This is a genomic window from Bacillus sp. FSL L8-0358, from assembly GCF_038593095.1.
Lineage (GTDB): Bacteria > Bacillota > Bacilli > Bacillales > Bacillaceae > Bacillus > Bacillus subtilis.
Window position 1 is genome coordinate 4,075,060 of sequence record NZ_CP151962.1, and the last position, 26,311, is coordinate 4,101,370.

A 26,311-nucleotide genomic window follows, 5' to 3' on the forward strand; every position below is an offset into this window, starting at 1 on the left:
TAGTATTAATTATACTAGGATAAACAACAACTTGTAATAGGATAACACAATAGCTAAAGTTAATAAAAACAAGGAGGGAATTATCATGAAAAGAGTTGTCATTACTGGAATGGGAGTTATTTCTCCTCTAGGAAATGATGTGAATAGCTTTTGGAATCAACTAGTTAAAGGACACTCGGGAATATCTCTAATTGATTCTTTTGATACTGCTGATTATAAAACAAAGATAGCTGGAATCGTTCGTGATTTCGATGCAGATGAAATATTGGGGAGAAAAGAAGCAAAACGATTAGATCGTTTTAGTCAGTTTGCCTTAGCAGCAGCCGAACAAGCATTAGAACATTCACAATTACAGTTAGATAATGTTGATCTTGAACGTTTAGGGGTATATGTTGGTTCAGGAATCGGAGGCATACAATCGCTTGTTGATAATGTGAATGTATTAAATAAACGAGGTCCCGCGAGAGTAAGCCCTAGCCTTGTACCAATGATGATTTCAAATGCAGCTGCAGCTCAAATAAGCATAAAATTAGGAGCACAAGGACCATCATTATCACCAGTCACAGCCTGTTCAATCGGGAACACCTCTATTGGTGAAGCTTTTAATGCTATCCGAAATGATGAAGCAGATATTATATTTGCCGGTGGAGCAGAAGCTGCAATCACACAGTTATCTTTGGCTAGTTTTGGAAACGCCCATGCATTATCTACAAGAAACCAAGAGCCAAGTCGAGCCAGCCGACCATTCGATACAGATAGAGATGGCTTTGTTATGAGTGAAGGCGCAGGTATCTTAGTATTAGAATCATTAGAAAACGCTATTCTTAGAGATGCGCCGATATTATGTGAAGTAGTGGGGTACGGAGCTAGTTCAGATGCTCATCATATGGTAGCATCACACCCAGAAGGTAAGGGTGCCTACTTAGCCATGAAAAAAGCATTGAGAAGTGCAAATATATCAACAGGTGAAATTGATGTTATTAGTGCTCATGCAACAAGTACACAAGTAGGTGATCGTTCAGAAGTTCTAGCTATTAAGAAATTATTTGGTGAACATTCACGTGAAATTCCAACAACTGCAAACAAGTCAATGACTGGGCACATGCTTGGTGCTGCTGGCGGAGTAGAAGCAATTGCTTTAGTGGAAAGTTTGAGACGAGGAATGATTCCGCCAACTATTAATATAGAGAAGCAAGATCCAGATTGCAACTTAGATGTTGTATCAGAAGCGAGACACCTTCCATTGAAATATGGGCTTTCAAATTCTTTTGGTTTCGGCGGACATAATTCAGCAATCTTGTTAAAGAATTACGATTGAAGACCCATCTTTATAGTTCAAAGGTGAAATAATGGATCTATCAAGGGTTTATAGCCCTTGGTTTTCATTATGGAATACCTCACAGACAAATGATGACGAGCCTTAACTTCTGGTATATTAAATAGAGGAAAGAGAATACTTAAAAAAACATAGAAAGAAGGTGATCCCATGCCCACTAACAATAAACCCAATAGATTAATCGCTGAGAAGTCCCCATATTTACTCCAACACGCCCACAACCCTGTGGACTGGTTCCCGTGGGGAGATGAAGCCTTCGAAAAAGCAAAACGCGAAAACAAGCCGGTTCTGGTCAGCATCGGTTATTCGACTTGCCATTGGTGCCATGTTATGGCCCACGAAAGCTTTGAAGACGAAGAAATCGCGCGTCTTCTCAATGAACGGTTTGTAGCGATTAAAGTCGACCGGGAAGAGCGGCCGGATGTGGATTCTGTTTATATGAGAATCTGCCAGCTGATGACCGGGCAGGGCGGCTGGCCGCTGAATGTGTTTATCACGCCTGATCAAAAGCCGTTTTACGCGGGTACATATTTTCCAAAGACGAGCAAATTCAATCGTCCCGGTTTTGTTGATGTGCTTGAGCATCTGTCTGAGACGTTTGCGAACGAACGCGAGCATGTCGAGGATATTGCGGAGAACGCCGCTAAACATTTGCAGACCAAAACAGCCGCCAAATCAGGCGAAGGCCTTAGCGAGTCAGCGATTCACCGGACATTCCAGCAGCTTGCCAGCGGGTTTGATACGATCTACGGCGGTTTCGGGCAGGCACCGAAATTTCCGATGCCCCATATGCTGATGTATTTGCTTCGTTATCATCACAATACGGGGCAGGAGAACGCTTTATACAACGTGACGAAAACGCTGGACAGCATGGCGAATGGCGGCATTTACGATCATATCGGCTATGGGTTCGCCCGCTATTCGACCGATGACGAGTGGCTCGTTCCCCACTTTGAAAAAATGCTGTACGACAATGCGCTGCTGCTGACTGCTTATACAGAAGCCTATCAGGTCACGCAAAACAGCCGCTATAAAGAGATTTGTGAGCAGATCATTACGTTCATTCAGAGGGAAATGACTCATGAAGACGGAAGCTTTTTCTCTGCTTTAGACGCGGATACAGAAGGAGAAGAAGGAAAGTACTACGTGTGGTCAAAGGAAGAGATTCTGAAAACGCTCGGGGACGATCTCGGAACGCTGTATTGCCAAGTGTATGACATCACTGAAGAAGGAAACTTTGAAGGCAAAAATATTCCTAACCTCATTCACACAAAGTGGGAACAAATCAAAGAGGATGCCGGGTTAACCGAAAAAGAGCTCAGTCTCAAACTCGAAGACGCAAGACAGCAGCTCTTGAAGACACGCGAGGAAAGAACCTATCCGCATATCGATGATAAAGTGCTGACCTCATGGAACGCGCTGATGATCGCGGGTCTTGCGAAAGCGGCAAAGGTATACCAGGAGCCGAAATATCTCAGCCTAGCGAAAGACGCCATCACATTTATTGAAAACAAATTAATCATCGACGGCCGTGTGATGGTCCGATATCGTGATGGCGAAGTGAAAAACAAAGGCTTTATCGACGATTACGCTTTTCTCCTATGGGCTTATCTGGATCTCTATGAAGCTTCGTTTGATCTATCTTATTTACAAAAAGCGAAGAAACTGGCAGACGATATGATCGGCTTATTTTGGGATGATGAGCATGGCGGATTCTACTTCACCGGACACGATGCAGAAGCCTTAATCGTACGGGAAAAAGAAGTGTACGACGGCGCCGTGCCTTCCGGAAACAGTGTGGCAGCTGTTCAGCTGCTGCGTCTCGGGCAAGTCACAGGCGACTTATCACTAATTGAAAAAGCAGAAACGATGTTTTCCGTGTTCAAGCCAGACATCGACGCGTATCCGAGCGGCCATGCTTTCTTTATGCAAAGTGTGTTAAGACATCTGATGCCTAAGAAAGAAATCGTTATTTTTGGCAGCGCAGACGATCCAGCCAGAAAACAAATCATAACAGAGCTCCAAAAAGCCTTTAAGCCTAACGACTCCATTCTGGTAGCAGAGCATCCTGATCAATGCAAAGACATTGCGCCATTCGCGGCAGACTACCGGATCATAGATGGCAAAACAACCGTGTATATTTGTGAAAACTTTGCCTGCCAGCAGCCGACAACAAATATTGAAGAAGCGATCCACACGTTAATAAGCAGCAGGGATTAAGACCCTTGCTGCTTATTTTTTGATTTCTTATGGTACCATAAAGCGATCCCCGCAAACACAAGATTGACCGCTATCGTAAAGAAAGCCTCCCACATCGGGTTCCCCCGCGTAACCGTAAAGAGAGAAGGAATTCCTCCATACACACTGTTTTTTTCTGTAATAAACATACACAAAAACATATTATTCGCGGCATGGGCGCCAAGTGATATTTCGATGCTTCCTGTTTTAATCGTGTAATAGGTCCACACAAAACCAAATGTTAAATACTCAATTCCTGCCCAGACAGCACCGTTGTTCATTTCTGGATTCGCAAAATGCAATACGCCAAACAATCCTCCGACAATCAGTGTCAAGATTAGAGGATTTTTCGTCAATCTCCCGAAAGCTTGAAGCAAAAATCCCCTGAAAAACAGTTCCTCAGCTGATGTCTGAATCGGAACCAAAATGAGGGCAGCCGCTAGCAGCCAGATAAATCGTGATGCATCAAAGGCTTGCATTGAATAATTGTCTGGATGAATCACAAAATCAATCAATTGTACGGCGATCATCAGCAAGAAATAAGCAATAAAACCAAAGGAAATTCTCCGCCAATTCATCTTTGAATTTGGTGTAATCACAGTTCGGAAAGGCCGCTTCAAAATAAAGCGCACAGCCAGCCAAACTCCCGGAATGGCGAATAAATAAATCACATGGGACAAATAAAGATCTACGAGGGGATCACTCAGCACAGCTTCATCCAAATCAAACGTGATATTGGGATTCACAATAACCGTGAACAGTATAGCGAAAAGGTAAGCTATATTCCCGAATACAGATAACCCTACCATCACCAAAAAAGCGAAAAAATATCTCCACAACGTATTGTTTCCTTCTATAGGACGGATAAATGAATTCATTCCTTCTATGTCTCTTCCTTTCAATGAGAATATTACTATATATTTGCATAAATTGGTCTATGAATCTACTGTTTTGGAAATCTTTTAAGCAAAATGAAAATATAAAGTGTGAATTTAGTTCTTCCATCTAGTGATTTGAACTCTGTTGCCAATGAACCAAGATACTTATAATAGTCCCAAGAGGAAAATTTTCAGTCTTTTCTTACTACTCAAAAGGGGGTTTTTTATGAATACGATCTTCAAACAAAAGAATACACATCCTTTCTCAAACGCAGCGAATCGTTTAGACCGCCTTCCGATTTCACGCGTTCATTTCCAAGTGTTAACCGCTCTCGGCATTGTTTATTTCTTTGATCTCGCAGATTTATTTACCCTCAGCAATGTAGCGCCGGCACTGATCGAGCATTGGGGCATCCCGCTTTCAACTATTGCTAACGTAACGGCTGCTTCGTTTTTAGGCATGTTTTTAGGCGCTTCACTGGGCGGACGGCTGTCCGATCGAATCGGCCGCAAAAAAGCCTTAAATCTATTTGTCTTTGTTTTCTCAATCGCATCGCTATGCAATGCTGCGGCATGGGACATTCCATCTTTAATGACATTCCGTTTTCTCACCGGATTTGGCGTTGCAGCCGCCATGGTCATTACGAATAGCTATTTGGCGGAATTTTTCCCTTCAAGTGTTCGTGGAAAGTATATTTCTTTTTGTGCCATGATTGGATTGATCGGGGTTCCGATCACCAACATTGTGTCTGCCTTTGTCATTCCTCTTGGTTCATGGGGATGGAGGCTAGTATTTGTATGGGGTGCCGTCGGCCTTATTTATTTTTTCTTTATTCGACGGTTGGAAGAGTCGCCTCGCTGGCACGAAAATCGCGGGGAATATGCGAAAGCCGATGCGATCCTCAACCGAATTGAGGCACAGGTTGAAAAGGACAAAGGCCCGCTTCCGGCAGCATCCCAGCCTAAAGTAAGCGAAACTGTTAAGAAGCATGCAGGTTACGCAGGCTTATTGAAAGGCAGAAACCTCAAAATCACCATCATATTATCTGCTGTATGGATTTTTGAAACGTTTGGATTTTACGGATTTGCCTCATGGGTTCCAAGCCTGCTAAAAAGCAATGGCGTCACCATGGAAAATACATTGTGGTATAACGTATTGCATTCCGTCGGCGCTCCGCTTGGCGCACTGCTCGGCTCCATGATTTCTGAAAGATTTCAAAGAAAATGGATTTTAGCTGCGAGTGCGTTTCTGACGGCCATCGCCGGGCTCTTATATGGTATGACTTTTATTCCCATCATGATCATTGTATTTGGTTTTATCGTGAATATCACAGAACGGGTCTTTACCTCGAACTTATATGCCTATACATCTGAACCTTATCCGACTGAATACCGCTCGTCTGGCAGCGGTTTAGCCTATGGTCTTGGCCGTTTTTCAAACATTTTTGGCTCATTGCTTGTCGGATTTATTGCCGTTCAGCTCGGCTATATCAGCGTCTTCTTATTTATTGGGGGCTGCTGGCTCGCATGCTCCTTGCTGTTAATCTTCTTCGGTCCTAATACGAATGCGAAACAGATTTAAAAAAGTCAGTGCGGATCTGCCGCACTGATCTCATTACAATTGCTTCAAAATCCTCGCGGGGTTTCCGCCTACAACACTATTAGCGGGTACATCCTTGGTGACAACAGATCCAGAAGCAATCACCGCGTTATCACCGATTGTCACTCCAGGGTTAATCACCGCCCGGCCTCCAATCCAAACTTGATCTCCAATTGTCACAGGCTTACCGAACTCCTTCCCGGATTTCCTTTCGATCGGATCAAGAGGATGACCGGCCGTGTAGATATGTACACCTGGCGCAATCAAACAATGACGGCCGATACGCACCTCACACACATCTAAAATGACACAGTCAAAATTAACAAATGTATGATCTCCGATATGAATGTGATAGCCATAATCACAGCGGAATATCGGCAAAATCGTGACTTGATCCCCAACCGAACCGAGCAGCTCCTTCAAAAACTCCGTCCGCACTGCATCATCTTCCGGTGTTTCGTTATATTGTCTAATCAGCTGTCTCGCATGCTTGCGTTCTAGTAATAGTTGCTGATCTTCCGGATTGTATAATTCTCCGGCTGCCATTTTTTCTTTTTCTGTCCTCAGCATTTAAGTCACTCCATGTCAGATTGTAATCTCGATCAAATTTCCTTCATCATCCTCAATCACACTTTCATAGTAGCCGTCTCCTGTTGTCCTCGGGCCGTTTACTACTGCGAAACCATCCGCCTTCAATCGATTAGTCAGTTCGTCAACTTTCTCCCGGCTCCCAACGGAAAAGGCAATATGTGCCCAGCCTATCATTGTTTGTGAGGGCGGATCGGTCACATTCCCTTTTTTCATAATTTCCAGCCTTGCTCCGGAATCAAACGTAATAAAATAAGACTTAAAATCTTTTTTCTCATTATGATACAAATCATTCGCTTCGCCATTAAAATACGTTTCATAAAAAGATTTCATTCGCTCTAAATCATTGACCCAGACCGCTGTATGTTCAATCTGCATTTCTTCCTCCTCCTTCGCCTTCAATGAAGTTATAAGGTATGAAATGCATTTCAGTTCAAGCTTTTTTCTTAAATTTATGCTGAATTTTGATATCAGCGTGTTCATCCTGCAAAAATAGAGAAAATGCTGCGATGCCGAGCTGCTCAAGGTTCAAATCAAGCGACGGAAAACCAAGAACACGGCTGATAGAAGTATTCCCCTCGCCTATGATTTCAACATCCCAATTATTCTTTTTGGCAAATAGATGAATTCCAGCTGCCACTTCATCACTATTTGCATAAATAGCAGTCGGAACCCGCCCGCTCATATAAAAATGTTCGGCTGCCAGCTCACCATCATTCATATCGTTGCATCCGGACAGCATATGGCGGTCTTCCAACCTTCCGCAGACAGCTTTATAGGACGCAGCTTTATCAGCCGTGCTCGGGCTCCTATCAGCTTCTCTGACACACGTAAAAGCAATATTCTCATGCCCGCGGCTCTTTAAATAGCGAAAGCTCTCTGCATAAGCAGCTTTTCTGTCATTAAAAGCACAAGGGACATCAATGTCTCCGGTATCCTCACAAGCGATGAACGGCCCATATTCCTGATAAGCTAAAATGCTGTCCCAATGATTGGCGCGTGAAGTAATGATGAGACCGTCTATTTTCTTCGTTCTTAACAACTCTAAATATTTGATTTCAATATCGGGGTTATAATTGGTGGGGAGAAGGGTCGTTGCATACTCATGCTGAAAAGCCGCCTTGGTGATTCCGTTAACGATTTTATCAAAGCAGGGATGATCGCTATAAGGCAGAATCACACCGACTGTATGGGTTTTCCCGCGAATGAGATCGATTGCGGTTCGATTTGGTGTATAATCCAATTCCTTCATGACTTGATGAACAAGCTTTCTCTTTTCTTCAGATACATACGGATGATGATTCAATACACGCGAGACAGTCGAAACAGATACATTTGCCAGTCTTGCGATCTCTTTTATATTTGCCATCTCTTTCTCCTTTTCATATAAAAAAAGCAGTAAGTGTAAAATCCTTACTGCTATCTCATCATATATTGATGATAAGTTCAACAGGACAATGGTCGGAACCCTTGACGTCCGCTGATATACTGGCATCTTCAATCTGTTCCTTAAGGCTTTCAGAAACAACAAAATAATCAATCCGCCATCCGATATTTCTGTCCCGGGCGCCGGCACGATACGACCACCAGGAATAAGCGCCTTCAAGATCAGGATAAACATGACGGAAAGAGTCAACAAAGCCAGCTTCTAAGAAACGAGTGAATGCCCCTCTTTCTTGATCTGAAAATCCAGCGTTATTCCGGTTCGCCTTTGGATTTTTCAAATCAATCTCCTGATGAGCTACATTCAAATCACCGCATAAAATCACTGGTTTTTTCTGATCCAATTCAAGAATATAAGACAATAAAGCCTCTTCCCATTGCATGCGGTAATCAATCCGCTCTAATCCCCTTCTGGAATTGGGCGTGTAAACAGTCATCACAAACACGTTTTCAAATTCCAGCGTAATCACTCTGCCTTCTTGGTCATGCTCTTCTACTCCGATACCGTAGATGACCTGCAGCGGTTCTTGCTTAGAAAAAACAGCTGTGCCGGAATATCCTTTTTTCACTGCATAATTCCAGTACACATGATAGCCTTCAGGCTGGAGATCAACCTGGCCGTCCTGTATCTTCGTTTCCTGAAGACATATAATATCTGCATCCTCTTCTTTCAAATAAGAGAGGAAATCCATTTTTCTCATCACAGCCCGCAGGCCGTTTACATTCCATGAAATCAACTTCATGTTTCATCCTCCCCCCTATAAAAAAGAGCAAGAACCCGAAGGTCCTTGCTCTTTACGCATCAGCTTACTCACCGCTTACGTATGGAAGTAAAGCCATTTGACGTGCGCGTTTGATCGCTGCAGTCAATTTACGTTGGTATTTAGCGTTTGTTCCAGTTACACGACGTGGTAAAATTTTACCGCGCTCAGAAACAAACTTTTTAAGAAGATCTACATCTTTGTAGTCGATGTGCGTGATACCGTTAGAAGTGAAATAACACACTTTACGGCGTTTCGCACGACCGCCTCTGCGTCCTCCTGCCATTGTCATTTCCCTCCTTTCTTTTTCATTTTAGGCGATAATCACATTAGAATGGAAGATCATCATCCGAGATGTCAATCGGTTTGCCGTCGTTGGCAAATGGGTCATCATTAAAGCTGTTCCCCTGATTGCGTCTCTGGTTGTTTTGATTTCCCCCAAATGGATTATCATTTTGGCCTCCGCCAAAGTACTGGCCTCCGCCGCTGTTTCCTTCGTTGTATCCACCTGAACCAGAACCGCCGCCGTTTTTCGGCTCAAGAAATTGAACACTTTCAGCTTGGACCTCTGTCACGAAGACACGCTGTCCTTGCTGGTTTTCATAGTTTCTTGTTTGTAAACGGCCATCTACGCCTGCAAGGCTTCCTTTTTTCAAGAAGTTTGCAACGTTTTCGGCTTGTCTTCTCCAAGTGACACAATTAATGAAATCGGCCTCACGTTCTCCGGACTGGTTCGTAAATGTACGATTCACAGCAAGAGTAAACGTAGCAACAGCCGCACCGTTTGGCGTATAACGAAGCTCTGGGTCTTTTGTCAGTCTTCCGACTAATACAACTCGGTTAAGCATAAGAAAGACCACCTTTTACCATTATATATTTCAAAATTGCTTATTCTTCTTCTTTAACAACAATGTGGCGAATGATATCGTCACTGATCTTAGCTAGACGGTCAAATTCTTGAACTGCCGCAGCGTCAGATTGAACGTTTACGATTTGGTAGAAACCGTCGCGGAAATCGTTGATTTCGTAAGCAAGACGACGTTTACCCCAATCCTTTGTTCCAGTGATCTCCGCACCGTTAGAAGTCAGAACGTTGTTGAAACGCTCGATAACTGCTTTTTTAGACTCATCGTCAATGTTTGGGCGGATAATGTACATAACTTCGTACTTTCTCATCTGTTTGCACCTCCTTTTGGACTAAGCGGCCCATAATGGGCAAGGAGCAATAATTCTATTACTCACAATTTTATATTATACCAAAGCTCTTGTCCCTTTACAACTGCATCCTATACATTAAATCGGAAATGAATAACATCTCCGTCTTTAACCACATACTCTTTTCCTTCAAGACGGACTTTTCCTGCCTCTTTAGCTCCTGCCATGCCGCCGCCCGCAAGAAGATCCTCATAAGCAACTGTCTCAGCACGAATGAAACCCCGCTCAAAGTCACTATGAATAATTCCTGCACACTCAGGGGCTTTCATGCCTTTTTTGAATGTCCAAGCTCTGACTTCCTGTTCTCCGGCTGTGAAATATGTTGCGAGGCCGAGAAGAGAGTAAGACGCTTTGATCAGCTGATCAAGACCTGATTCTTGAATGCCCAGCTCTTCCAAGAACATTTGCTTTTCTTCGCCTTCAAGCTCAGCGATTTCAGATTCGATTTTTGCACAAACAACGATAACTTCTGCGTTTTCGCCGGCAGCGTACTCGCGAATCTTCGCTACATTTTCATTGCCAGATGGATCAGCAACTTCATCTTCACTTACGTTGGCCACGTACAAAATAGGCTTCGAAGTCAGTAAATGGAGCTGCTTCACAAGCTTTTGCTGCTCTTCAGTGAATTCTACAGATCGAGCAGGCTTTTCACTCTCAAACGCTTCTTTCAGTTTAGATAAAATCTCAAACTCAAATACAGCGTCTTTATCTTTTTGCTTCGCAAGCTTGCTGACGCGTGTAATCCGCTTTTCAACCGTTTCCATATCAGCGAGGATCAGCTCAAGGTTGATCGTTTCAATGTCATCAATCGGATCAACCTTTCCGGAAACGTGTGTAATGTTGTCATCGGAAAAAGCACGGACAACGTGGCAAATCGCGTCAACTTGGCGAATATGAGATAGGAACTTGTTGCCGAGTCCTTCTCCTTTAGATGCGCCCTTTACAATCCCTGCAATATCAGTGAATTCAAAAGCAGTCGGCACAGTCTTCTTCGGGTTGACCAGCTCAGTCAGCTTTTGCAGACGATCATCCGGCACCTCTACAATTCCCACGTTCGGATCAATTGTACAGAACGGGTAGTTGGCTGATTCGGCACCGGCCTGTGTAATTGCGTTAAATAGTGTTGATTTTCCGACGTTCGGCAAACCAACAATTCCAGCTGTTAAAGCCATTCTTTCATCTCCTCTATATAAAACCGTCATTGTATGAACGTATTTTGAACCTAGAGCAATTATAAGGAGGTTCACTGGAAAAGACAAGCTGACAAAAAAGCATTTTCAGCCTGCCAATCCCTTTGATTATGCTTTTTTCAAGCCTACTAAACAGTCAAAAAGCGTACTTCCCATTCCATTATCAGAATTTGTATCATTTGTCAGTGCATTGACTGACCCTCCAAAAGCCGCCCACATGCCTTCATCTATATTAATCGTCTTCGCATGAGCCTGCTTCATCACTTTCACCTTGCCCTTCAAGCGTCCGCGGTCATTAAAGATAACAACTTCGTCTCCATCCTGAAGATCCTGCTCAGCCGCTATATCTGGAGAAATATCGACCTGAACGTGCTGAAGCTTTTCAATAAACGGCACATGCTGTGAATGATTGGAACGCTGCGGATGAATGGATAAGAGCGTATAAGGGTACTTTCCAGCTAACTCCTCATTATGGAAAACAGATTCTTCGGGCACATTTAATTGAAGCGAGCCGCTAAATCCTTTTTGCTCAGCTAGCGACGAAGTAAATTCAAATTTTCCACTCGGCGTCAAAAACTGATAATCATTCCACGGCACCTGTTTTACTGGAAGAGGGAGGTGGCCTTTTTCTTTTAAACGCTCAAGTGTCACATCCTCTGCTTCCAATGAAGAAAGCCCCATCTCTAAAAATTCTTGAGTGCTGTATTCAAACAGCTCGCCAAACCCAAGACGTTTTGCAAGCTCTGACCAGATCCAGCTGTCCGACTTCGCTTCACCCTGCGGCTCCACAAGCTTCTTCCCGTACTGAACATAATGATGATACATACTGGAATAGTAGATATCTTCTTCTTCAAAAACAGTGGCAGTCGGCAAAACATAATCACACAGCTTTGCGGTATCCGTCATAATGGAATCAATCGCGACCGTCATTGGAACCTTTTCAAAAGCTTGTCTCACCTTATTTGTATTCGGCACCTGAGTCAGCGGATTTCCGCACGTCACAATAATCATCTCAATCGCAGGATCAGCAGCGGTCAACACTTCTTCAGCCTGCGTCATCATTGAAAAAGAACGGGATGTTGTTTTTAATTCCGGCAGCGTCAGCTTTGTTTTTGCAAAGCTCTCACCAATCTGGACATTTCCGAAATTCGCGCCGCCGCCCTTAATTCCGACATTTCCGCTTGCCGCAACAAGTGCATCAATCCAACGAATCGTTCCCCCACCGTTTTTATATCGCTGCATGCCAAGCCCCATAAAAGTAGACACCGGACCATCAGCATACAAACCGGCCAAATACTCCAGCTCCTCCATAGAAGTTTCTGTTTTCACAATAAACTCTTCCAGAGAAACGGTCTTCAAAAGCTCTTTCACATCGTCAAAACCGACAGAATGCTCAGAAATAAACGTTTCATCCGTTCTTCCCGTCTCAATCAGAACCTTCAAAGCGGCTGCCGCAAGCCAGCCGTCCATTCCAGGCTTTACAGAGATATAGCGATCGGCAAGCTTAGCAGTCGGATTGAAGATCGGATCAATCACTGTAATCGTGGCGCCCTTCTTTTTCACCTGCTGCAAGTGATGGTATAAGTGCATATTTGTTCTTGATACATTTCTTCCCCACACAACAACATGCTTGCTGTTGTAAATATCAAGCGGGCCGTGCCCGTACGAACGGCCAAAATCCCAGCTTTGCGCCTCGATTCCGGAGCCCCAGCATATGCTTCCGACGATTTCAGTCACGCCGCCATATCCATTAAAAAAACGCTGATCAAGCGCTTTTAACAGACCGTTATTCGCATAATCATGGCTGTGCAAAACAGCAGTCGTCTCCGACGTTTCCTTGATTTCCCGAAGTTTCTCGGCAATTTCATCAAGTGCCTGCTCCCAAGAAATCCGCACAAACTCGCCATTTTGTTTTTTCATTGGATAGCGAAGCCGATCAGGCGAGTTTGTTTTTGTCTCAAGCATTCTGCCGCGGCCGCAGATTTTGCCTTCCGTAATCGGATGGTTTGGATCTCCGTCCACTTTTGTTACCTTTCCGTCTTCAACAGTCACCAAAAAGCCGCAGCTGTCCCAACAATTCAGCGGACATGCCGACTGATGCACTTTGCTCATCGCCGTCTTCTCCTTACCTTCTATATGAAAAAGCATGAGTGTCGGCCTATTTATGAAGTAGGCTCCTCATGCTTGACTAGTACTTTTTTTAGTTTTCTTTCAAATTCTCTTCTCGGAATCATAACACTGTGAGAGCATCCCTCACACTTAATTCGAATATCCATTCCCATGCGTATAATTTTCCAGCTGTTCGCTCCGCATGGATGCGGTTTTTTCATTTCTACGATATCATTCAGGCCAAAGTCTTTATCCGCCAAGACCCTTCACCTCTTTTCCTAAACTGCTGTATCTATTGTACAAAAAAACTGATCATAAGAGCAATCAAGATACCCGAAAAGAAATCTATCCTCTTATTTCCATTTACTCAAAATAGGATATAAGAGCAGACAAACTAACAAATACAAATTGAGCATCCCATATATCGGATACAAGAACGCGATCAAATCAGAAAATCCGAAAGAAGTAAAAGGTACCATTAACACTAACAAAATCAACACAATCATCCATCTAGGCATATGAATAAACGCCATCAGCCGGCTGGACAGCCCCAGCAAACCAGCTACCGTCGTCGTGTAAATCGCCAGGCACAGCACCGCCGTCATACATAAAAAAAGGAAATAAGGCGCACCCTCCAGAACGGCAAACAGCGGTATTTCAAACTGAGAAAGGGAGCCCGCCAGCTCCACCAACGTTTCATTATAAACAAATGAGATCACGCCAAAAATAAGACCGCTTGCCACACTTGCGATTTTTGCTTCTCCGAGCCCTTTCATCTCTTTCCCAACAGAGGATAAAATCGCAACAACTGAAAGGATGTTTAAAGAGGTAAACGTAATGCTCGCAGGCCAGTTATACTGCTGGGACAAATCAATCGTCCACGTATGGTGATGTGTGCTCTGAAAGGAGATCAACGCATATAAAAGCCCCGCTACTAACACAGGAATCAAAATACTATTTATAGATAATATTCCTTTCACATCCCACAAAAACAAACACACTGTCACGATGCAAATCAGCGCGATTCCCCACCAGAAAGGAAGCTTGTACATTTGCAGGGTCACACCGCCTCCGGCAATCATCACCATAGTCGTCGAAAACAAATAAAAAATGATGAGGACATCATAAATTTTCGCCAGCCATGGCCCCATTAAATGCTCCAGAACCGGCAGAAAATGAGTGGATTGAACCTTAAAACTGATTTTCATCACAATATAAGACGAGAAAATGAACATGATTGTAAACAGCACAATAGCAAGTCCGCTTTCCGCCCCAAAAAACTGCCATATCTCCTGACCGCTCGCATATCCGGCCCCGATCAGGCTCCCTAATATGAGCAGCATCCACTTCATTCCGGCTCTCCACAACACTATCACCTCATAGACAAAGTTCAGCTTGTTCCCGTTATTGTTACTATATAAATAAAAGAAAGCAAACATGCCATATTTTCATAGACATTTAAATACAAGGTGGAATTATCATACGAAATACACATAAAAAAAGACTGCTAATGGAGGCAGTCTAAAAAGAGATATTTATTTGTTTGTCCGCGCGGAATGAAGAAGTGAACTTCACTCTTCACTTTTTTCTAACCATTCCTACCTATTCAAGTGTTTCATAAGCAGACCATTGCTTGATCATGATCGAGGCAGTGGGGGACAATACTTGTAATTCACCCACTAACCATTCATATCATGCCCTCTACTTTTTTTAAAATCTCCGGTGCCATACACAAAGCATAAAAAATCATACTGCTGGATATACTGTAAACAACCTTACATAACTACACACACACCATAGCAATTCCGTTACCTACTATAACAAGGAAGTGAAACCCATGAATCGAAAAGGCGGGCTTTTTTCCTCTCAGGAACGAGTAAAGCAATATGTTTCACATACAGATGCTGCAGCGGCAAAACAAATCCAAACCATCCTTTCTTCATCCTTACGTAAAGCTGCCGGCAAACCAATTGTCGTGGTTTGTATCGGAACAGACCGTTCAACCGGTGACTCATTAGGCCCGCTCGTAGGAATGAAACTCAAACAGATGCAGCTCACCAGATTCCATGTCTACGGAACCTTATCTAACCCCGTCCATGCTGTGAACATGAAGGATAAAATCAATGACATTCATAAATTACATAAAAACCCATTTGTTATAGCAGTCGATGCATGCTTAGGCCGCGTTAAGAGTGTGGGTTCATTTCAAATCGGGGACGGGCCATTAAAGCCCGGAGCCGGTGTACAAAAAGACCTTCCTGAAGTGGGAGATCTTCATATTAACGGAATCGTGAATGTGAGCGGTTTCATGGAATATTTTGTATTGCAAAACACTAGACTCAACTTGGTCATGAATATGGCAAATGTTCTAGCGGAAGGTTTGAGTTTAACAGATCGGACAGAGTGGAGGCAAGAACGCATTAACCCGCTGCAAAGGCTCACTGGGCGCATATAAAACAAAAACCATCTTCGTTTGAAAGATGGTTTTTTCATTTATGATTCTCGTTCAGACAAAAGCTCTAAAATCCGATCAAGGTCTTCATTAGAGAAAAATTCAATTTCGATTTTGCCTTTTTTCTTCTGTCTTTTAATATTAACTGTTGTTCCAAAATAATTTTGGAGATAGGATTCCCGTTCTTTTAGAACCGCGTCTTTCACAGGTTCTTTTTTCTTTGTTTCACGTGGAACATTTTGATTTAACTGCTGAATCAGCTGCTCAAGCTGGCGAACATTAAGCTGCTCCGCAATGACTTTTTGTACAAGCGGTTCAAGCTTGTTTTTGTTTTTTAAGCCAAGAAGCGTGCGTCCATGTCCCATAGAAAGCGTACCTTCGGCAATAAGCTGCTGAATATTTTCTGGCAGTGTCAGCAGTCTTAAATGATTCGCAATATGCGGTCTGCTTTTCCCAAGACGTTTGGCAAGCTGTTCTTGCGTGAGATCTAAGTGTTTCAGCAAGGAGTCATATGCCTGAGCCTCTTCAAGCGGAGATAAATCTTCACGCTGAAGGTTTTCTAATAAAGCAATTTCCCTCATTAACGCCTCTGATAATTCACGGACAATGGCCGGCACTGTATCTAAACCTGCCAGCTTTGCCGCTCGAAAACGCCGTTCACCCGCAACAATATCATAGCCTTTTAAAGATTTTCTGACGATAAGCGGCTGAAGAATGCCATGCTGCAGCACAGATTCTTTTAGTTCAGCTAATGCCTCGTCATCAAAGTGTTTTCTTGGCTGATAAGGATTAGGGCGTAAATCGGCAATTTTAATTTCTTCAACTGTCTCTTCAGACAAATCCACCTGATTAAATAACGCATTAATCCCTTTTCCAAGGCCTTTAGCCATTCGCAGCCACTTCCTTTGCTAAATCTAAATATACTTCCGCACCTCTTGACCGCGGATCGTATAAAATGATGGGTTTTCCGTGACTCGGTGCCTCACTCAGACGGACATTACGCGGAATAACTGTCTTATATACTTTATCCCTAAAATACTTTTTAACCTCTTCAATCACTTGAATGCCAAGGTTTGTCCGTGCATCAAGCATTGTCAGCAATACACCTTCAATCATTAAATCAGTATTCAAATGCTTTTGCACAAGACGTACTGTATTTAATAATTGGCTGAGACCCTCCAAGGCATAATATTCGCACTGTACAGGAATCACAACGGAATCCGAGGCAGTAAGGGCATTAATCGTCAGCAAGCCCAATGACGGCGGACAATCAATGATAATATAATCATAATTTTGCTTTACTGCTTCAAGCGCTCTCTTCAATCTCACTTCTCTTGATATTGTAGGAACCAGCTCGATCTCAGCCCCAGCAAGCTGAATCGTCGCAGGAATCACATCCAAGTTCTCTACTGTCGTTGCTTTAATAATATCTATTACATCTGCATCATCTACTAAAATATCGTACACACACTGCTCTACATCGGCTTTTTCAATCCCTAATCCGCTTGTCGCATTTCCCTGCGGATCAATATCTACCAGCAGAACCCTTTTCCCTATGTAAGCCAAACATGCCCCAAGGTTGACAGACGTCGTTGTTTTGCCGACCCCGCCTTTTTGGTTCGTAATTGCTATGATTTTTCCCACGATGTCACCTACTTTCACATGAACATGTACTATCTTGCTTCTATTCTATCAAAAAAAGATTAAAGCGTTTCATTTTTTTCATCATTTTGTTCCGAATCAGAAGGGAAATAATTGAAAATTCAAGCACGCTTTATGCTTTCTCTTATAAATTCTGCAATTTCTATGTTTTTTTGACTTAAAAAAGGAATTTCTTAAAGAAAAAAAGAAGAAGTCACAGTACAGAACGTGGAAACAGGATGGTGAGAAAATGATTTATCAAACGAAGAGAGATGTACCCGTTACGCTGATGATTGTGTTTCTCATATTACTGATACAAGCAGATGCCATTGTTCCTTTTGTGCTGGGAAATATGAGAGTTTCCGGCTGGATCATTTTTATTCTGCTGACTCTTTTAAATGGACTCATCATTTGGAGCTTTATTGACCTGAAATATGTATTGAAGGAGCACCACCTGATCATTAAAGCCGGACTGATCAAACATCAAATTCCTTACGAAAAAATCGAAAAAGTGGTTCAAAAAAAGAAGCTGTGGTCAGGTTTTCGTCTGATCGGCTCTCGCCATGCCATCACGATATATTATCAGGGGGGATGGGGACATGCAGTGATTTCACCGCAAAAATCTGAAGAGTTTATCCACAAGCTCAAAGAAAAGAATTATAATATAATAATATTCACTAAAAGTAATTGATTACCTTTTATTAAAAATATAAAAAGCTCTCCTGCTTTTCAGGAGAGCTTCTATTTTGGTATGCGGATCGTTAATTGAATATATTCTTCAAATTCTTCTTCTTCCGTATTCAATTTTACACCGCTGTCTTCCACCATTGATAGTGACTGGCGAATCGTGTTCATCGCAATTCTTGTATCTCTGCTGAATGCTTTGCGTCTCGGCTTTGGCTTTCTCTGGCCTTGCTCCAGCATTTTCACCACGCGGTCTTCCGTCTGCTTTACATTTAAACTTTTCTCAATAATCTCTGTGAGCAGTGTGACTTGGAGCTCAGGCTGTTTCAGCGGAATCAGTGCTCTGGCATGGCGCTCGGTGATTTTCTTCTCCATAATCGCCTCTTGGACCGGCTGAGGCAGCTTTAATAACCGAAGCTTATTCGCGATTGTAGACTGCCCTTTTCCTAAGCGCTGTGCGAGTGCCTCCTGTGTCAAATCATGCAGCTCAAGCAGCCTAGCATAAGCATGCGCTTCCTCAATAGAAGACAGTTCTTCCCGCTGCAAGTTTTCGATTAACGCCACAGAAGCGGTTTCCGTGTCGGAAAAATCCTTAATAATTGCCGGAATCTTTTCCCACTCAAGCGATTGCACCGCTCTCCAGCGTCTTTCACCTGCAATGAGTTCGTATTGGCCTTCTTCTTCTGTATGCCTAACAACAATCGGCTGAATAATGCCGTGTGTATGAATGGTCATTGCTAACTCTTTGATTTTTTCATCTGAGAAAATGGTGCGTGGCTGAAAACGGTTGGGAACGATAGCATTTACCGGTATTTCCAGAATCTCTTCTTTGTTTGTATCATGTTCAGCAATCTCCGGCTCCTGTTCCTTCTCACCAAGCCCGAAGAAACGAGAGAATGAATGCTTCATGTACCTACACCACCTTTAAAAACTGCCATTTTTATAATTCTATTTTCTCATGGTTTTTCCTGCTGTACATCCATCAATTTTGATGAAAATATGATGGTATTGTCATATCAGGCTGTCTAAATTACCCTTCAATTGGCGATTTATTAGGAGTTCCCGGTTTTCTTGGATACTTCTTAGGTGTATTTTTTATTTTGCGTATCACCATAATATTACGATCGCTTTCTTCAATAGGCAGCTTAAAAGAATGGATATTCTCAAGTTCTCCTCCAAGCGTCGTGATTGCTTTTTTGCCTGCATTCAGTTCTTCTTCAGCTGATGCGGCTTTTAAAGCAACAAATAAACCGTTTTTCTTCACCAGAGGCAAGCAAAGCTCACTCAAAACAGATAATCTCGCAACTGCTCGCGCCGTCACAATATCATAGCTTTCACGCACATCTTTCCGTTGCCCGAACGTTTCAGCTCTGTCATGGCAGAATGTTGTATTCTCCAATTGCAAAGCCTCAGATAACTTTTCTAAAAACGTGATCCGTTTATTCAGTGAATCCACGATTGTGACATTGAGGTGCGGAAAGCATATTTTTATCGGCAGACTTGGAAAACCCGCTCCCGCTCCAACATCACAAATCGTGTTCACCTGATTGAAGTCGACATAAAAAGCAGCTGTAATGGAATCATAAAAATGCTTTAAATACACTTCTTTTTTCTCTGTTATTGAAGTCAGATTGATTTTTTCGTTCCATTCAACCAGCATGTCGTAATACAGCTCAAATTGCTCCAGCTGACGGGGAGAAAGGGAGATCCCTTTTTCCGCCAAACCAGAAGTGAATTCTTCAATATTCATGCCGTCATCCTTTCTATTCGGCTATCTTCGCAATGCGTCCCTGCTCTAAATACACCAATAGAATTGAAATGTCCGCCGGGTTTACACCGGAAATGCGGGAAGCTTGGGCAACAGACAAAGGCCGTACATTTTTCAGTTTTTGACGCGCCTCGGTCGCAATCCCCTTAATTGCGTCATAATCAATGCGATCTGGAATTTTTTTATTTTCCATCTTCTTCAGTTTTTCCACTTGTTGAAGAGATTTTTCAATATATCCTTCATATTTCACTTGGATTTCTACTTGTTCTGCCACGTCTTGAGGAACCGGCACTTCTGGCGGCGCCAGTTTTGTGACTGTTTCATAGTTCATTTCAGGACGCTTCATCAAGTCTGTGCCGCGAACTCCGTCTTTCAATTCGCTTCCGCCAAGAGAACGGATATATTCTTGATTTTCCGGAGACGGCTTGATAATTACAGAATGAAGACGTTTTTTCTCCGCTTCGATCGCCGCTTTTTTCTTCTCAAAAGCCGCATAGCGCTCATCAGAAATCAATCCAATGCGGTGTCCGATTTCTGTCAGACGCAAATCAGCATTGTCGTGGCGAAGCAGCAATCTGTATTCAGCACGTGATGTCAAAAGACGATATGGCTCATTGGTTCCTTTTGTCACAAGATCATCAATCAGAACACCAATGTAAGCGTCAGAACGGCTTAAAATCACTTCTTCTTTTCCAAGCGCTTTTCGTCCTGCATTGATTCCTGCCATAATGCCTTGTCCCGCAGCTTCTTCATAACCGGATGTTCCGTTAATTTGGCCTGCAGTGTAAAGGTTTGTTATTTTTTTTGTTTCAAGTGTCGGCCAGAGCTGTGTCGGTACGATTGCATCATACTCGATCGCATAGCCGGCTCTCATCATTTGTACGTTTTCAAGTCCAGGAATCGTTGCAAGCATTCTTTGCTGTACGTCTTCTGGAAGACTTGTAGATAAACCTTGGACATAGACTTCCTGTGTATTTCTGCCTTCCGGCTCAAGGAAGATTTGGTGACGCGGTTTATCATTAAAACGGACAACTTTATCTTCAATGGATGGGCAGTATCTTGGGCCCGTACCTTTGATCATACCGGAATACATCGGTGAACGGTGAAGGTTGCTGTCAATAATCTCATGTGTCTCAGGGCTTGTATATGTCAGCCAGCAAGGGAGCTGATCTGTGATATATTCCACTGTTTCATATGAGAAAGCGCGAGGGACATCGTCACCAGGCTGAATTTCCGTTTTGCTGTAATCAATCGTGTCGCTTTTAACGCGAGGCGGCGTACCTGTTTTAAAACGAACAAGGTCAAAACCAAGTTCCTCCAAATGCTCAGAAAGCTTAATAGAAGGCTGCTGGTTATTCGGGCCGCTTGAGTAAGACAGATCGCCAAGAATGATACGTCCTCTTAAATATGTCCCTGTCGTCATGACAACTGCTTTCGCACGATAATGTGCGCCGGTTTGTGTAATAACGCCTCGGCATTCGCCGTCTTCAACGATCAGCCGCTCCACAATTCCTTGCAGCAATGTTAAGTTTGGTTCTTTTTCAAGCGTATTTTTCATTTCGTGCTGATATTGGAATTTGTCTGCTTGCGCACGCAATGCACGAACCGCAGGACCTTTTCCTGTATTCAGCATTCTCATTTGAATATGCGTTTTATCGATGTTTCTTCCCATTTCTCCGCCGAGCGCGTCAATTTCACGGACGACAATCCCTTTTGCGGGGCCGCCGACAGACGGATTACATGGCATAAATGCAACCATATCTAGGTTGATGGTCAAGACAAGCGTTTTGGCGCCTTGGCGTGCAGATGCGAGGGCAGCCTCAACACCGGCATGCCCGGCGCCAATCACAATCACATCGTATTGGCCTGCTTCATACCCCATGATTCTAGTTCCTCCTTTTATTATTTTCCTAAACAGAATTGTGAAAAGAGCTGATCAATTAAGCTTTCGTGGACAGAATCTCCAATGATTTCCCCTAAAAGCTCCCAGCATCTTGTAAGGTCAATTTGCACCATGTCGATCGGGACATCCTGTTCGATGCCGCTAAGCGCATCTTCAATGGCGCGTTTTGCTTGCTGTAAAATAGAGATGTGACGCGTGTTGCTGACATAAGTCAGATCCCCGCTTTCAATGGCACCCGTGTAGAACAGCGATTGAATCGCTTCTTCCAGATCATTGATGCCTTCCTCTTTTAAAAGAGATGTCGTAACAACTGGACGTCCATTGGCAAGCTCACGGACACGTTCAGTGTCAATCTTCGCCTCAAGGTCAGTCTTATTCAAAATCACGATAACATCCATGCCCTCAACGGCTTCAAAAAGCTTCACGTCTTCTTCAGAAAGCTCTTCACTATAATTAAGCACAAGTAAAATCAGGTCCGCTTCCTTTAGAACCTGGCGAGAACGTTCAACACCGATTCGCTCAACAATATCCTCGGTTTCACGAATACCTGCTGTATCAACCAGACGAAGCGGGACGCCCCTTACATTTACGTATTCCTCAATTACATCCCGTGTCGTTCCGGGAATATCGGTTACAATGGCTTTTGCCTCATGAACGAGGCTGTTCAGAAGAGATGATTTTCCTACGTTTGGCCGGCCAATAATGACGGTAGAAAGACCTTCACGTAAGATTTTTCCTTGCTCAGAAGTCCTCAGCAGCGCCTCAATTTCCTTTTTCACGGCGGTTGCCTTTTCAACTAAAATCTGATGCGTCATTTCCTCTACATCATCATACTCCGGATAATCGATATTCACCTCAACATGGGCCAGTGTTTCTAAAATCTCACTGCGCAAACGGCGCACCAAAGCAGAAAGACGCCCTTCCATTTGATTCATAGCAACGTTCATTGCCCGGTCCGTTTTTGCTCTGATTAAGTCCATAACTGCTTCCGCCTGTGAAAGATCGATTCGACCGTTTAAAAACGCACGTTTCGTAAATTCACCAGGCTCTGCCAGTCTCGCTCCCTCTCTCAATGCAAGCTGAAGCACTTGGTTCACAGTCACAATTCCCCCGTGACAGTTAATCTCAATGACATCTTCTCGTGTAAAAGTTCTCGGCGCTTTTAACACTGATACCATTACTTCCTCAACGACACGATCCGAAGGTCTGTCTACGATATGACCATAATGAATCGTATGTGATTCGACCGAGCTGAGTGTTTTCCCCTTCGGTCCCTTATAAATTTTATCTGCGATTTGAATGGCTTCTGGTCCGCTCAACCGTACAATCGCAATCGCGCCTTCTCCCATCGGTGTGGAAATTGCCGCAATTGTATCCATGTTGTTCACCTCTCTTTACTTATACTTCATCTATATAAAAAAATTTTTATTATGCCAAAACTAAAAGATAACATAGTTTGGTTCGAAGTGGAAGATTTGTTATCCACAGAAATAGAAATTCGTCCCTTATTACTTTAACTTATCCACATGTGAATAACAATTAATTTTATTTCCTGAACTTCCTTTTTATCAACAGGATACACCTAAAAAGAAAAAACTTAAACGGCAAAACCTTGATATTACTAGGAAAAGTAGATTTTTCGGATACAAAAAAACCGAAATCCAATTTTTATCGGACTTCGGTTTTATGCTATCTTTTATGGGAAATAACGAGATGACGATTTTCGCCTTCACCCATTGAATATGTTTTGATCTGGTGGTTTGCATATCCAGAAAGAGTATCGTGAATGATTTTTCTTTCACTGGATGGCATAGGTTCGAGCTGAACTGCTTTTTTCGTTTTCAAAACCTGGTCTGCAAGCTTGATGGCCAGCTGGCTCAGGGTTTCTTTTCTTTTCAAACGATAGTTTTCTGCATCCACCGTCACATTTTTATATTGGCCTGGATAACGGTTAAGGGCAAGCTGTGTCAAAGTTTCAAGGGCGTTTAAGGTTTGTCCTCTTTTCCCAATTAACAAAGCTGCCTTTTCACCTGTTATATGATATCTCACTGTCTTTTTGCTTTCTTGAACAGTCACATCAGACTTCCCGGCAATGGCTTCGGCGATCGTTTGAAGATATAACTTCGCTTGCTGAATCGGATCAATCTTTTCAACCAGCTTTACGATCGCAGGCTTTTTACCGAAAATACCGAGAAATCCTTTGTTTCCCTCTTCAATAACAGTAATTTCTACCTTATCCTTCGTTAATCCCAGCTCTTGCAATCCGGACTGTACTGCTTCATCGACATTTCGCCCTGCAGCAGTCACATTCCTCACTTTTTCTTTCCTCCGGCTTTTTGCGGCTCAGGATTTTTTTTAATATCAGGTCCTTTAATGAGGAAAGTTTGCGCAATCATAAATAAGTTACCGACTACCCAATAAAGAGAAAGAGCCGCCGGGAAGTTGATCGCAAATACGATAATCATAATTGGCATAATCCAAAGCATCATCGCCATTTGCGGATTTTGCTGCGCATTGCCCGCCATCATCAGTTTTTGCTGAACAAATGTAGCGACACCGGCAACGATAGGAAGAATATAGTAAGGATCTTTTTCTCCTAAGTCAAACCATAAGAAGCTATGCTCTGAAATCGCCTGGGTTCTCATGATCGCATGATAGAATCCAATTAAAATCGGCATCTGGATCAAAATCGGGAAACATCCCGCCAATGGATTGACACCATGCTTTTGGAATAAAGCCATTGTTTCCTGCTGAAGCTTTTGCTGCGTTTTTTGATCCTTTGAGCTGTATTTTTCTTTAAGCTTTTGCATTTCCGGCTGTAAAGCCTGCATCGCTTTCGAACTTCTCAGCTGCTTAATCATCAGCGGTAAAATTAATAAACGAATTAAAATGGTAACTAGAATAATTGAAAGCCCGTAGTTATCTCCCGTCAATTTCGCTACATACGTAATGAGCTCAGACAATGGATATACTACGTACTTGTCCCAGAAATGCGGACTATCTGCAGTGATCGGCTCTTTCACACTCGAGCATCCAGCCAAAAGCATGAATACGCCAACCATACTTAATAGCAACCCTATTCTCCTTTTCAACAACATTTCCTCCTATAATTAATCTTTACACTCTTTTATTGCAAAGCATACTTGTATGTATTTTAGCATCTTTCAGTTTTAAATGGTGTCTTTTTCTGATCAACCAGAAAGGAAGCGCTTTTAAAAGTTGTAAGAAAGCAGTGGTGATGCCTACTTTGACGAAGATTTCTTATATAATGAAGACTTTCTGAATAGATGCTGCAGACTTTTTTTCGTTTCCTCATATGTCAGCTGGCTCGCCGGTTTTCTGGCAATAATGATGTAATCCTTTTCCTTCAGTCTCTCTTTCTCTTCAAGAAAGGCCTGCCGAATCAAACGTTTGATCCGATTTCGCATCACAGCATTGCCAATTTTTTTGCTGACGGAAAGCCCGACACGCAGTTCATCATTTTCAGGCTGATCAAGCGTATATAAGACAAACTGGCGGTTTGCAACTGATGTCCCATGTTTAAACACTTTTTGAAAATCTTCATTTTTCTTTAAACGATTTCGCTTCTTCAAATGACTCACTCCGATACTGGCTGGCAGAAACTTTTAAAATTTATTATGAACATGAGATGCATCTGAACCAGGAAGCATGCCCCGGTTCATTACACATCACATCTATCTTTTCCCATAACGTGAAAAAAGACCACTGACATTATTCAGTGGCCTAAGCTGATAATACTTTTCTGCCTTTGCGGCGACGGCGTGCTAAAACTAGACGACCGTTTTTTGAACTCATACGGCTTCTGAAGCCATGAACTTTGCTGCGTTTACGGTTATTCGGTTGGAATGTTCTTTTCATTTATGACACCTCCCTCGAGGAATAGCTGTTAAAGACAGTCTTACTTATTATATTTGCGTTACCTATTCATTGTCAACTTCACTAGTGCTTTTATTTCTTGCAACCATAATAGGATACCATACCTTTTCAACTTTCGAAACCTTATTTTTTAGATTCCTTAATTTTACGGAAAAAAGACAAATCCAAACAATTTGCCCATGAAATCACGCATGTGGATATCTTTTTCGTCTTTTTTTAGTATCCACAGAGGTTATCGACAACATTTTCACATTACCAACCCCTGTGGACAAGGTTTTTTCAACAGGTTGTCCGCTTTGTGGATAAGATTGTGACAACCATTGCAAGCTCTCGTTTATTTTGGTATTATATTTGTGTTTTAACTCTTGATTACTAATCCTACCTTTCCTCTTTATCCACAAAGTGTGGATAAGTTGTGGATTGATTTCGCACAGCTTGTGTAGAAGGTTGTCCACAAGTTGTGAAATTTGTCGAAAAGCTATTTATCTACTATATTATATGTTTTCAACATTTAATGTGTACGAATGGTAAGCGCCATTTGCTCTTTTTTTGTGTTCTATAACAGAGAAAGACGCCATTTTCTAAGAAAAGGAGGGACGTGCCGGAAG

General features: G+C 42.7%; 27 protein-coding genes. 5 read left to right on the forward strand and 22 right to left on the reverse strand.

The window, feature by feature from the left end; translation table 11 throughout:
* The first annotated feature begins 85 nt into the window (after window positions 1–85).
* Window positions 86–1,318, forward strand: coding sequence for a beta-ketoacyl-ACP synthase II (gene fabF / locus NYE49_RS20955; protein WP_047183514.1), 1,233 nt, complete (start codon window positions 86–88; stop codon window positions 1,316–1,318).
* A 168-nt stretch (window positions 1,319–1,486) separates the two neighbouring features.
* A complete protein-coding gene (locus NYE49_RS20960; protein WP_047183515.1) occupies window positions 1,487–3,556 on the forward strand; it encodes a thioredoxin domain-containing protein in 2,070 nt (689 codons plus the stop codon).
* Here NYE49_RS20960 and NYE49_RS20965 read toward each other — a convergent pair.
* Window positions 3,553–4,452 (reverse strand): type II CAAX endopeptidase family protein, encoded by a 900-nt coding sequence (locus NYE49_RS20965; protein WP_342410726.1) that lies wholly within the window; start codon window positions 4,450–4,452, stop codon window positions 3,553–3,555. The two genes, NYE49_RS20960 and NYE49_RS20965, sit on opposite strands and share 4 nt — an antisense overlap.
* A gap of 226 nt (window positions 4,453–4,678) precedes the next feature.
* Here NYE49_RS20965 and NYE49_RS20970 point away from each other — a divergent pair, with 226 nt between their 5' ends.
* Entirely contained in the window at window positions 4,679–6,034 is a 1,356-nt protein-coding gene (locus tag NYE49_RS20970; protein WP_015483979.1) for an MFS transporter, read from the forward strand.
* A gap of 33 nt (window positions 6,035–6,067) precedes the next feature.
* Here the strand turns inward: NYE49_RS20970 and NYE49_RS20975 are convergent, their stop codons facing one another.
* From NYE49_RS20975 to NYE49_RS21025, 11 genes are all read right to left on the reverse strand, one after another.
* On the reverse strand, window positions 6,068–6,622 hold the full coding sequence (locus tag NYE49_RS20975; protein ID WP_342410727.1) for a sugar O-acetyltransferase: 555 nt from the start codon (window positions 6,620–6,622) through the stop codon (window positions 6,068–6,070).
* A gap of 15 nt (window positions 6,623–6,637) precedes the next feature.
* Entirely contained in the window at window positions 6,638–7,018 is a 381-nt protein-coding gene (locus NYE49_RS20980) for a VOC family protein (RefSeq protein ID WP_015483980.1), read from the reverse strand.
* Window positions 7,019–7,073: 55 nt separating this feature from the next.
* Window positions 7,074–8,009 (reverse strand): transcriptional regulator CcpB, encoded by a 936-nt coding sequence (gene ccpB / locus NYE49_RS20985; protein ID WP_047183518.1) that lies wholly within the window; start codon window positions 8,007–8,009, stop codon window positions 7,074–7,076.
* A 58-nt stretch (window positions 8,010–8,067) separates the two neighbouring features.
* Window positions 8,068–8,826 carry an exodeoxyribonuclease III gene (gene xth, locus NYE49_RS20990; RefSeq protein WP_047183519.1) on the reverse strand — a complete coding sequence of 253 codons (759 nt, stop codon included), beginning with the start codon at window positions 8,824–8,826 and terminating at the stop codon, window positions 8,068–8,070.
* 64 nt (window positions 8,827–8,890) lie between these two features.
* On the reverse strand, window positions 8,891–9,130 hold the full coding sequence (rpsR, locus tag NYE49_RS20995; protein ID WP_003219224.1) for a 30S ribosomal protein S18: 240 nt from the start codon (window positions 9,128–9,130) through the stop codon (window positions 8,891–8,893).
* 43 nt (window positions 9,131–9,173) lie between these two features.
* Entirely contained in the window at window positions 9,174–9,692 is a 519-nt protein-coding gene (gene ssbA, locus NYE49_RS21000) for a single-stranded DNA-binding protein SsbA (RefSeq protein ID WP_003219228.1), read from the reverse strand.
* Window positions 9,693–9,732: 40 nt separating this feature from the next.
* Window positions 9,733–10,020, reverse strand: coding sequence for a 30S ribosomal protein S6 (rpsF, locus tag NYE49_RS21005; protein WP_003236622.1), 288 nt, complete (start codon window positions 10,018–10,020; stop codon window positions 9,733–9,735).
* 110 nt (window positions 10,021–10,130) lie between these two features.
* Window positions 10,131–11,231, reverse strand: coding sequence for a redox-regulated ATPase YchF (ychF, locus tag NYE49_RS21010; RefSeq protein WP_015483981.1), 1,101 nt, complete (start codon window positions 11,229–11,231; stop codon window positions 10,131–10,133).
* Window positions 11,232–11,357: 126 nt separating this feature from the next.
* On the reverse strand, window positions 11,358–13,361 hold the full coding sequence (locus NYE49_RS21015; RefSeq protein ID WP_047183520.1) for a molybdopterin-dependent oxidoreductase: 2,004 nt from the start codon (window positions 13,359–13,361) through the stop codon (window positions 11,358–11,360).
* Between the two features lie 50 nt (window positions 13,362–13,411).
* A complete protein-coding gene (locus NYE49_RS21020) occupies window positions 13,412–13,618 on the reverse strand; it encodes a DUF951 family protein (protein ID WP_003226838.1) in 207 nt (68 codons plus the stop codon).
* Between the two features lie 93 nt (window positions 13,619–13,711).
* Entirely contained in the window at window positions 13,712–14,728 is a 1,017-nt protein-coding gene (locus NYE49_RS21025; RefSeq protein ID WP_080109064.1) for a hypothetical protein, read from the reverse strand.
* A 467-nt stretch (window positions 14,729–15,195) separates the two neighbouring features.
* Here NYE49_RS21025 and yyaC point away from each other — a divergent pair, with 467 nt between their 5' ends.
* Window positions 15,196–15,813: a spore protease YyaC gene (gene yyaC, locus NYE49_RS21030; protein ID WP_047183521.1), complete on the forward strand. Its 618-nt coding sequence runs from the start codon at window positions 15,196–15,198 to the stop codon at window positions 15,811–15,813.
* A gap of 38 nt (window positions 15,814–15,851) precedes the next feature.
* On the opposite strand, the gene spo0J is transcribed toward yyaC, so the two are convergent.
* On the reverse strand, window positions 15,852–16,700 hold the full coding sequence (gene spo0J, locus NYE49_RS21035) for a stage 0 sporulation protein Spo0J (protein ID WP_003226832.1): 849 nt from the start codon (window positions 16,698–16,700) through the stop codon (window positions 15,852–15,854).
* The gene (gene soj, locus NYE49_RS21040; RefSeq protein WP_003219244.1) at window positions 16,693–17,454 is read right to left on the reverse strand and encodes a sporulation initiation inhibitor protein Soj; all 762 of its coding nucleotides are present in this window, start codon (window positions 17,452–17,454) and stop codon (window positions 16,693–16,695) included. The genes spo0J and soj overlap by 8 nt, the downstream gene beginning before the upstream one ends.
* Before the next feature lie 247 nt (window positions 17,455–17,701).
* Here soj and NYE49_RS21045 point away from each other — a divergent pair, with 247 nt between their 5' ends.
* Window positions 17,702–18,142: a PH domain-containing protein gene (locus tag NYE49_RS21045; protein ID WP_047183522.1), complete on the forward strand. Its 441-nt coding sequence runs from the start codon at window positions 17,702–17,704 to the stop codon at window positions 18,140–18,142.
* Between the two features lie 50 nt (window positions 18,143–18,192).
* Here the strand turns inward: NYE49_RS21045 and noc are convergent, their stop codons facing one another.
* The 8 genes from noc to rpmH form a co-directional block, all read right to left on the reverse strand.
* Window positions 18,193–19,044 carry a nucleoid occlusion protein gene (gene noc, locus NYE49_RS21050; RefSeq protein WP_003226829.1) on the reverse strand — a complete coding sequence of 284 codons (852 nt, stop codon included), beginning with the start codon at window positions 19,042–19,044 and terminating at the stop codon, window positions 18,193–18,195.
* A 121-nt stretch (window positions 19,045–19,165) separates the two neighbouring features.
* A complete protein-coding gene (rsmG, locus tag NYE49_RS21055; protein ID WP_015250777.1) occupies window positions 19,166–19,885 on the reverse strand; it encodes a 16S rRNA (guanine(527)-N(7))-methyltransferase RsmG in 720 nt (239 codons plus the stop codon).
* A 13-nt stretch (window positions 19,886–19,898) separates the two neighbouring features.
* Entirely contained in the window at window positions 19,899–21,785 is a 1,887-nt protein-coding gene (gene mnmG / locus NYE49_RS21060; RefSeq protein ID WP_003226825.1) for a tRNA uridine-5-carboxymethylaminomethyl(34) synthesis enzyme MnmG, read from the reverse strand.
* 20 nt (window positions 21,786–21,805) lie between these two features.
* Window positions 21,806–23,185 carry a tRNA uridine-5-carboxymethylaminomethyl(34) synthesis GTPase MnmE gene (gene mnmE, locus NYE49_RS21065; protein WP_014478576.1) on the reverse strand — a complete coding sequence of 460 codons (1,380 nt, stop codon included), beginning with the start codon at window positions 23,183–23,185 and terminating at the stop codon, window positions 21,806–21,808.
* 310 nt (window positions 23,186–23,495) lie between these two features.
* Entirely contained in the window at window positions 23,496–24,122 is a 627-nt protein-coding gene (jag, locus tag NYE49_RS21070) for an RNA-binding cell elongation regulator Jag/EloR (protein ID WP_015483983.1), read from the reverse strand.
* Complete coding sequence (gene spoIIIJ / locus NYE49_RS21075) at window positions 24,119–24,904, reverse strand: YidC family membrane integrase SpoIIIJ (RefSeq protein ID WP_010886648.1); 786 nt, start codon at window positions 24,902–24,904, stop codon at window positions 24,119–24,121. The genes jag and spoIIIJ overlap by 4 nt, the downstream gene beginning before the upstream one ends.
* A gap of 144 nt (window positions 24,905–25,048) precedes the next feature.
* Entirely contained in the window at window positions 25,049–25,399 is a 351-nt protein-coding gene (gene rnpA / locus NYE49_RS21080; RefSeq protein ID WP_003242628.1) for a ribonuclease P protein component, read from the reverse strand.
* A gap of 151 nt (window positions 25,400–25,550) precedes the next feature.
* The gene (gene rpmH / locus NYE49_RS21085; protein WP_003178075.1) at window positions 25,551–25,685 is read right to left on the reverse strand and encodes a 50S ribosomal protein L34; all 135 of its coding nucleotides are present in this window, start codon (window positions 25,683–25,685) and stop codon (window positions 25,551–25,553) included.
* Window positions 25,686–26,311 lie beyond the last annotated feature (626 nt).

What these genes read in the sequence shown, in the direction of transcription:
- ychF (WP_015483981.1), bottom strand. Translation starts at nt 11,231, where the DNA reads ATGGCTTTAACAGCTGGAATTGTTGGTTTGCCGAACGTCGGAAAATCA.
- rpsF (WP_003236622.1), bottom strand. Translation starts at nt 10,020, where the DNA reads ATGAGAAAGTACGAAGTTATGTACATTATCCGCCCAAACATTGACGAT.
- NYE49_RS21015 (WP_047183520.1), bottom strand. Translation starts at nt 13,361, where the DNA reads ATGAGCAAAGTGCATCAGTCGGCATGTCCGCTGAATTGTTGGGACAGC.
- NYE49_RS20970 (WP_015483979.1), top strand. Translation starts at nt 4,679, where the DNA reads ATGAATACGATCTTCAAACAAAAGAATACACATCCTTTCTCAAACGCA.
- rsmG (WP_015250777.1), bottom strand. Translation starts at nt 19,885, where the DNA reads ATGAATATTGAAGAATTCACTTCTGGTTTGGCGGAAAAAGGGATCTCC.
- spo0J (WP_003226832.1), bottom strand. Translation starts at nt 16,700, where the DNA reads ATGGCTAAAGGCCTTGGAAAAGGGATTAATGCGTTATTTAATCAGGTG.
- spoIIIJ (WP_010886648.1), bottom strand. Translation starts at nt 24,904, where the DNA reads ATGTTGTTGAAAAGGAGAATAGGGTTGCTATTAAGTATGGTTGGCGTA.
- mnmG (WP_003226825.1), bottom strand. Translation starts at nt 21,785, where the DNA reads ATGGGGTATGAAGCAGGCCAATACGATGTGATTGTGATTGGCGCCGGG.
- NYE49_RS21045 (WP_047183522.1), top strand. Translation starts at nt 17,702, where the DNA reads ATGATTTATCAAACGAAGAGAGATGTACCCGTTACGCTGATGATTGTG.
- fabF (WP_047183514.1), top strand. Translation starts at nt 86, where the DNA reads ATGAAAAGAGTTGTCATTACTGGAATGGGAGTTATTTCTCCTCTAGGA.
- NYE49_RS20965 (WP_342410726.1), bottom strand. Translation starts at nt 4,452, where the DNA reads ATGAATTCATTTATCCGTCCTATAGAAGGAAACAATACGTTGTGGAGA.
- rpmH (WP_003178075.1), bottom strand. Translation starts at nt 25,685, where the DNA reads ATGAAAAGAACATTCCAACCGAATAACCGTAAACGCAGCAAAGTTCAT.
- NYE49_RS20980 (WP_015483980.1), bottom strand. Translation starts at nt 7,018, where the DNA reads ATGCAGATTGAACATACAGCGGTCTGGGTCAATGATTTAGAGCGAATG.
- ccpB (WP_047183518.1), bottom strand. Translation starts at nt 8,009, where the DNA reads ATGGCAAATATAAAAGAGATCGCAAGACTGGCAAATGTATCTGTTTCG.
- mnmE (WP_014478576.1), bottom strand. Translation starts at nt 23,185, where the DNA reads ATGGATACAATTGCGGCAATTTCCACACCGATGGGAGAAGGCGCGATT.
- xth (WP_047183519.1), bottom strand. Translation starts at nt 8,826, where the DNA reads ATGAAGTTGATTTCATGGAATGTAAACGGCCTGCGGGCTGTGATGAGA.
- rpsR (WP_003219224.1), bottom strand. Translation starts at nt 9,130, where the DNA reads ATGGCAGGAGGACGCAGAGGCGGTCGTGCGAAACGCCGTAAAGTGTGT.
- NYE49_RS20960 (WP_047183515.1), top strand. Translation starts at nt 1,487, where the DNA reads ATGCCCACTAACAATAAACCCAATAGATTAATCGCTGAGAAGTCCCCA.
- ssbA (WP_003219228.1), bottom strand. Translation starts at nt 9,692, where the DNA reads ATGCTTAACCGAGTTGTATTAGTCGGAAGACTGACAAAAGACCCAGAG.
- noc (WP_003226829.1), bottom strand. Translation starts at nt 19,044, where the DNA reads ATGAAGCATTCATTCTCTCGTTTCTTCGGGCTTGGTGAGAAGGAACAG.
- NYE49_RS20975 (WP_342410727.1), bottom strand. Translation starts at nt 6,622, where the DNA reads ATGCTGAGGACAGAAAAAGAAAAAATGGCAGCCGGAGAATTATACAAT.
- yyaC (WP_047183521.1), top strand. Translation starts at nt 15,196, where the DNA reads ATGAATCGAAAAGGCGGGCTTTTTTCCTCTCAGGAACGAGTAAAGCAA.